The following is a 5,807-nucleotide window of genomic DNA, read 5'->3' as shown; positions in this document are numbered from 1 at the left end:
TCACCCCGTGTTCTGCAGGCCGGCGGAGACTCCGGAGACGGTGCAGAGGATCAGGTAGATCAGGCGCTCCTTCTCGTCCGCGGTGAGCACCTGGCCGCGCAGGCGCATGCGCGCAAGGGACATGACCTGCGCGATCGACAGCGCGTTCACGTACGGCAGGCGCATGCGGATGACGGGGCCGAGCACGCGGCGGTGCTGCAGCGGCCACTCGTCGCCCACGATGGCGAGCACCCACTTGCGGGTGAGGCGCATCTCGTCCAGGACCTTCTTGCTCAGGTCCTCGCGGTTGGCAAGCGAAAGGTAGAGCTTGCCGATGCGCTCGTCCGTCTTGGAGAGCGACATCTCGATGTTGTCGATGAAGGTCGAGAAGAGCGGCCACTCCTTGTAGGCGCTCTGCAGTCGCTCCATGTCGCCGAACTTCTCGCACGCCGTGCCCAGGCCGTACCACGCGGCGAGGTTGATGCGCGCCTGCGACCACGAGAAGATCCACGGGATCGTGCGGAGGTCGTCCAGGGACTTGGCGCCCAGGCCGCGCTTGGCGGGACGGGAGCCGATGGGCATGAGGCCGACCTCGGTGAGCGGCGTGACGGTGCTGAACCACTCCGCAAAGCCGTCCGTGTTGAGGAGGTCGAGGTAGCGGTCGCGGCTCGCCTCCGTGAGCGCCTTGGAGACGTCCTCGTACTTCTCGGTCGACTCCGTGTTGACGAGCTCGGTCGAGGGAGCGCTCTGCAGCAGCGTGGCGCCGGCGACCTCCTCGATGTGGCGGCGGGCCAGCGTGCGGTTGCCGTAGCGCGCGAAGATGACCTCGCCCTGCTCCGTGAGCTTGAAGCGGCAGTTGACGGAACCCTTGGGCTGGGCCAGGACCGCGCGGTTCGCGGGGCCGCCGCCACGGCCGACTGCGCCGCCGCGGCCGTGCATCAGCGTGAGGTCGATGTCGTTCTCCTCCGCCCACTGCGCGATGGCGGCCTGAGCCTTGTGCAGCACGAACGTGGCCGTCGTGGGGCCCTCGTCCTTGGAGGAGTCGGAGTAGCCGAGCATGACCTCCATCTTGCGGCCGGTCTCGGACAGGCGGCGCTGCACGTCGGGCAGCTCGAGCATCTGGTTGAGGGTGTCGACCGCGTTCTCCAGGTCCTCCACCTGCTCGAACAGGGGGATGACGTCGAGCACGGGCACGTCCTCGGCATGCGCGAACGCGAGGCGCGCGAGCTCGTAGACGTCGGCCACGTTCTGGGCGCTCTTGGTGAAGCTGATGATGTAGCGGCGCGCGGCCTTGACGCCGTTGCGGCGCTGGATGGAGCCGATGGCGCGGAAGGTGTCGAGCACCTCCTTAGTCATGGGCTGCAGCTCGCCACGCTCGCCCCAGCGGCCGTGCTCGCGGATGTCCTCGAGCGCGCGGGTGTGCACGAGCGAGTGCTGACGGAACTCCATCTCCACGAGGTGGAAGCCAAAGGTCTCGGCCTGCCAGATGATCTTCTGGACGGGACCGTAGGCGGTGCGGACGGCGCCGGCCTGTGCGAGGGACGACTGCACGACCTTGAGGTCGCTGATGTAGTCCTCGGCCGTCTGGTACATGATGTCGGCCGTGCGCTGGATCGTGGCCTCCAGGCGGTTGGAGATGACGATCATGGCGGCGCGGTGCAGCTCAGAGGCGGACACGCGCAGCGCGGAGGCGGACAGCGCCTCGCTCATCTCCACCTGGTGGCTCCACAGGTTCATGAGCTCCTTGGAGGGCTTGGTCGTGCGCGCGTCGAGCGTGAGGTTGCGGCCCACCCAGGCGGTGCGGTCACGCAGCGCCTCCAGGATGTGGACGCGGTACTTCTCGCTCACCTCGCGACTCACCTTGGCCGTGACGTTGGGGTTGCCGTCGCGGTCGGAGCCGATCCAGCTGCCGGGGTGGAAGAACGCGGGACAGACGGGCGGCACGGTGCCGGCCTTGTCGCCCAGCTCCCAGTCGTCAAAGCGACGGTAGACCTCGGGCACGGTGTCGAACAGCGTGTAGTCGAAGATCGAGATGACCGTGTCGGCCTCCTGGACCGGCGTCGGCTTCTTGATGGCGATGGGGCTCGTGCGCAGCAGGGCCTCGATCTCCTGCAGCATGCGGCGCTCGTTCTCCGCGCGCTCGGTCGGACCCAGGTAGGGGCGCTGCTCCAGCAGGTCCGCGATGCGGTGGATCTTGCCCTCGGTCGCCTTGCGGCGTGCCTCGGTGGGGTGCGCGGTGAAGACGGGGTGAAACTCCAGGCGGTTCAGGAGCGCGTGCGCCTTGGCGCGGCCGCACTCGTCGACCAGCTTGTCGTACGCGACCGTGATCTCGTTCACGGGGTCCTCGCGCGACTCGGGGTCCACGTTGGCCTCGCGGGCGCGCAGCGCGTGGACGCGGTAGTTCTCCTCGCAGATGTTCGCCATGTGGAAGTAGGCCGTCAGCGCGCGCACGATGAGGGTCTCGTCCTCGATGGACATCTGGTCAAACGTGTTGACGCAGTCGTCAAAGGCGGCCTCGCCCTGCTCGTCGTCCCGGCCGCTGCACTCGCTCCTCGTGGCAACGAGGGAGTCGTGCAGGATGTGGTCGAACTCGTCGCGCAGGCGCGGGTCGTACTCGCGCAGCACCTTGCGAACCAGACGCAGGAACAGCGTCATGTTCGCGCGGATGGAGTCCGGAACGTCCACGCCGGTCAGCATGGTGGCCGCCTGGGCAAGCTCCGCCGCCTCCTCCGCCGTGGGGTAGATGGTGGGACGGTCCTCGCGCTTGAAGTGCAGCAGCTCCTCGATGGTCTTGGGGTTGCTCTGGGCAAAGCGCTCGACGTCCTCGTGCGGCACGCCCCTGGCGGCCGCGGCTGCGTCTAGCGCGTCCTTCTCGCCCTTGGATCCCGTGACTTCTGACACGGTGTTCCTCCTCTGCATGATGGCCCTCCCCCGCGCGGCGCCGGGCCGCGACCGGAGCGGGCGCATTCGCTCGCAGGATTATTGCATGTACACAATACCGCGGCGGCGCCCTCCCCATCGGGACCGCACCGCCGCGAAACTAGATATTCACCTTTCAGGCGAGAAAATCGTGACGCCTGTGGATGAATCCGCGCCTTTGGCCGATTTTCTGGCGGAGCCGCGGCCCTTCTCGCTAGGAGTTCGTCCCAACAACCGTTGGCAACGTCCTCATACATGCAGAGGCCCCGCCGGAGCGCAGCTTCCCACGACCTCGCAGCAAGAGTTTCATGTCTGAATGATAGTTAAGCAGTGTTTCAGACATGAAAACATGCCCTTAATAGAGCCGCGATTTGTTGCGAAAGGTAAGGGTTGCCCCCACGCCTGGCGGGGCGCAGGGCGCAAGGGCTATGCTTGATGGCATGCGAGCGGCGGGCGCGTCCGCGATGGATGCCATGCCGGCCGCCGCGATGGCGAATCACCGCGACACGAAGGCGTCGATCCATATGAACAATCCCATCCACAAGCTACGGAAGGCATCCGCAAAACAGCAGGCGGACGACCAGCAGGACGGCATGTCCACACGGCTGCGCGCCGCGCGAGAGAGAGCCGCGGCCCCGTCACAGGACGCAAGCACGGAGCCCGGGTTTCTCCGCCGCGTGGTCGACCATTGGTGGGACCGCCTGATTGGCGCCGTGTATTCCGGCTCGCTTTCCAACCAGACCGCGCGCTACGCCGCGCACAACCAGACACGCGACTACATCGCAAACTCCGTCGGCATGGGCGTGTGGGGCGCGCTCTTCCCCATCCTCACCATCGTGGCGTCGCAGCTTGCGGGTGCCGAGCAGGCGGGCATGTTCTCGATGGCGTTCGTGATCGCGAACCTGCTCATCTTCATCGGCAACTACGGCGTGCGAACCTACCAGGTGTCTGACATCGACGAGACGGAGTCGTTTGCCGCGTACCAGATCCAGCGCGTGCTTTCGTGCGTGCTCATGATGCTGGCCGGGTGGCTCTTCTGCAAGGTCAGGGGCTACGCGGGAGAAATGCTCACCATCTGCTGGGGCACGTTTGCCTTTAGGGTGATCGACGCCTTTGCCGACGTGTACGAGGGCCGGCTGCAGCAGATGGACAAGTTGTACCTTGCGGGTATCTCGCAGGCGCTGCGCTGCGTGTCCGGCGTGGTGGTCTTCAGCGTGGTGCTGTTTGTGACGCGCTCCATCCCCGTGGCGTCCATCGCGCTCGCGATCGTGGCGGCTGCCTCACTCGTAATCGTCACGATCCCGCTGGCGCTGTTCGAGACGCCCAAGTCCCGCAAGTGGGAGCTGCAGGAGATCCGGGAGATCTTCAAGGAGTGCTTCCCCGCGTTTCTCGCCCAGTTTGTCTTTACGCTGATCGAGTCGGTCCCCAAGTTCGTGATGGAGGGCGTGCTGCCCTACAAGGCACAGCTGGTCTTCAACGCGATCTACTTCCCCGCGCAGAGCATCCTCATGGTGATCGGCCTGGTGTACAAGCCGCAGCTCGTGCGTCTGGCCAACATCTGGTCCGACCCAAGCCGGCGCAAGCGCTTTGACCTCATCATCGTGGCGGTGCTGGCGCTGTGCGCGGTGCTCACGGCCGTGTACGTGTTCATCGCGGCGTGGATTGGCATCCCCATCACGAGCTTCCTGTACGGCCTCGACTTCGAGCCGTACCGCACGGCGCAGTACATGATGCTGGTGGCGGGCGGCATGACCGCGGCCATCGACTTTTTGTACCAGATCATCACGGTGCTGCGCCAGCAGCAGAAGGCCACCGGCGCCTATGGCATCGCGCTCGCCGTGGTGCTGGTGCTGTCCGGCGCGCTGGTGCCCACCATCGGGTTCAACGGCGCCGTGTGGGCGTACTTCCTGGTCATGGTGGTGCTGCTGGCGCTCATGGTGGTGCAGTACGTGCGCGTGCGCCTGCACCCCAAGGAGTTCTAGGGGAGAAGAACAGCAACCATGGACCAGCGGCTCGTCCACATAAGTAAGGAAATCTCCTACGCCCTGCGCCACCATCCCGAGGAGTTTGGCCTCGCGCCGGACGAGCAGGGCTTCGTGCCTGTGGACACGTTGCTGGCTGCGCTCAACGCTCGGCACCCCGGCAGGCGTCCCGTCACGCGCGCGGACCTGGAGCAGATCATCGCGACCTCGCCAAAGCAGCGCCATCAGATATCCGGCGACCGCATCCGCGCGCTGTACGGGCATTCCTTCGCAACGCGCATCGATCACGCGCCCGCAACGCCGCCGGACGTGCTCTACCACGGCACCGCGCGCCGCGCACTCGCATCCATCCGCCGGCAGGGGCTCCTCCCCATGGAGCGGCAGTACGTTCACCTCTCCACCAACGTGGCGATGGCCCGCGAGGTAGGCGCGCGCAGGGACGAGCACCCAGCGATCCTGCTCGTGGACGCAAAGGCAGCCGCAAGCGACGGCGTCCGCTTCTACCTGGGCAACAACGATGTCTGGCTCGCGGACAGCGTTCCGCCGCAGTACCTGACCCTGCTCACTGGGCCAGACTACTCTCAATCCCAAGACTGAGCGCCAATCCTCAGGGCCGTGTCTTTCTCCCCCTCACTTCATAACTTGGCATGACAATGGACCCCGTCGCAAACTCGTGCGACGGGGCCCATACATCAACTTGTCAGACGATTGCCATCGAGGCTATGCAACCTACCGCCTGCCACTCAACAGCCAACCGTTGACTAGCAGTCCTCCTCGTGACGGCGACGACGCAGCCCCTCGAGGATGGCAGCGGCACCCAGGCCGGCAAACGCGACGGCAGCACCAGCGGCGTTGGTGTCGCCAGTCTTGGGCACGGCCTCGGTTGCAGATGCCTTAGTCGTCGCGGCAATAAGCCCCTTGCCGTTC

The 5,807-nt window shown here is 65.9% G+C and carries 3 protein-coding genes; 2 read left to right on the top strand and 1 reads right to left on the bottom strand.

The genetic code is table 11. The annotated features are described in order from the left end of the window. Nucleotides 1–2,898, bottom strand: a complete 2,898-nt coding sequence (locus ACI38Z_RS00985; protein ID WP_439788328.1) for a phosphoenolpyruvate carboxylase — start codon at nt 2,896–2,898, stop codon at nt 1–3. 524 nt (nt 2,899–3,422) lie between these two features. Between ACI38Z_RS00985 and ACI38Z_RS00980 the strand changes: the two genes are divergently transcribed. Beyond that, nucleotides 3,423–4,880: a lipopolysaccharide biosynthesis protein gene (locus ACI38Z_RS00980; protein WP_439788327.1), complete on the top strand. Its 1,458-nt coding sequence runs from the start codon at nt 3,423–3,425 to the stop codon at nt 4,878–4,880. 18 nt (nt 4,881–4,898) lie between these two features. Further along, nucleotides 4,899–5,477, top strand: a complete 579-nt coding sequence (locus tag ACI38Z_RS00975) for an RNA 2'-phosphotransferase (protein WP_439788326.1) — start codon at nt 4,899–4,901, stop codon at nt 5,475–5,477. The last annotated feature ends 330 nt before the right edge of the window (nt 5,478–5,807 follow it).

Source organism: Parafannyhessea sp. (assembly GCF_051876455.1).
In the GTDB taxonomy this organism is placed as follows: domain Bacteria; phylum Actinomycetota; class Coriobacteriia; order Coriobacteriales; family Atopobiaceae; genus Parafannyhessea.
The sequence above is the reverse complement of the archived record's forward strand: the minus strand, read 5'-3'. Positions and strand labels throughout refer to the sequence as shown.

Coding starts and splice junctions, on each gene's coding strand:
- ACI38Z_RS00985 (WP_439788328.1), bottom strand. CDS start 2,898: ATGCAGAGGAGGAACACCGTGTCAGAAGTCACGGGATCCAAGGGCGAG.
- ACI38Z_RS00980 (WP_439788327.1), top strand. CDS start 3,423: ATGAACAATCCCATCCACAAGCTACGGAAGGCATCCGCAAAACAGCAG.
- ACI38Z_RS00975 (WP_439788326.1), top strand. CDS start 4,899: ATGGACCAGCGGCTCGTCCACATAAGTAAGGAAATCTCCTACGCCCTG.